Here is a 1,114-nt window from a genome sequence, read left to right as displayed (position 1 = left end):
GGATCGTCTGGCTCACCGTGAAGGTGCTCAGCGCGACGACGGCACCCGTGGCCAGCATGACCGCCGTGACGACGGCGACCTTCGCGACGCCCAGCACCGGCTCGGCGGCGACGAGCGCGGCGTCCGGACGGCCCTGCGCGAGCCGGATGGCCGCCTCCAGGCGGCGGGTGGCGAACAGGTCCTGCGCCTTGGGCCAGGTCACCTCGCGGGCGTAGCCGAGCATCCGCGTCGCGCGGTCGAGGTCGCCGCGCGCGGTCGCGATCTCCCCGGCGAGCGCGAACAGCGAGGTCCGGATCTTGCGCGGCGGGCGCTGGTCGATGGTGCGGCGCAGCAGCACGTCCGCCTCGTCCCAGCGGCCGAGCGAGACCAGCGGCTCGGCCTGGTTGATGGCCAGGAACGCGCCCTGGGTGCGGGCGACCCCGTTGAGCTGGGCCTTCTGCACGCCCTCGCGGGCGACCTCGACGGCCTCGGCGTGCCGTCCGGAGCCCTCCAGGAAGTGCGACCGGTTGATCGCCACGCGCAGCCGCAGCCGGTCGTCGCCCTCCAGGTCGGCGAGCTCCCGCATCCGGTCGAGCATCTTCTCGGTCGGGCCGTCCTGGCCGTAGCCCGCGCCGTAGTCGAAGTCCACGCAGGACAGCGTGAGCAGCGCCTCCACCTCGGCCTGCCGGTCGTGCAGGCTGCGCCCGATCTCCAGGGCGGCGTGCGCGGCGGACCGGGGCTCGTCGGAGCGCGGCAGCAGGCGGCCGACCGTCGCCAGGGTGTTGAGGACCCGCGCGCGCTCCAGCGTGGGCCGGTCCGCGGGCAGCAGCCGGACGGCCTCGCGCAGGTCGTCCACGGCGCCGGGCAGTGTCTGGTCGAACAGCATGCGGCCGCGCAGCTCCAGCAGCGCGGCGCGGCGGGGGGCGTTCTCCGGGACGTCCGGCAGCTCGCGCAGCGCCCCGGTCGCGTACTTCACGCCGCGGTCCAGCTCACCGGCGCTCTCGGCGGCGAGGACGGCCTGCTCGAACACCTCGATCCGGGGCGCGCCGATGCGCTCGGCGGCGTCCGGCACACGGTCCCAGAGCTCCAGGACGCGGGCGAGCATGTCGAGGCACTCGGCGTAGGCGAGGCGGCG

1 pseudogene is annotated in these 1,114 nt (G+C 75.7%); it reads right to left on the bottom strand.

The annotated features are described in order from the left end of the window. Positions 1 to 1,114 (bottom strand): annotated as a pseudogene (locus tag AB0J52_RS41805) (helix-turn-helix transcriptional regulator); the annotation flags it as partial.

The organism is Spirillospora sp. NPDC049652 (assembly GCF_040675125.1).
Taxonomy (GTDB): Bacteria; Actinomycetota; Actinomycetes; order Streptosporangiales; family Streptosporangiaceae; genus Spirillospora.
The sequence above is the reverse complement of the archived record's forward strand: the minus strand, read 5'-3'. Positions and strand labels throughout refer to the sequence as shown.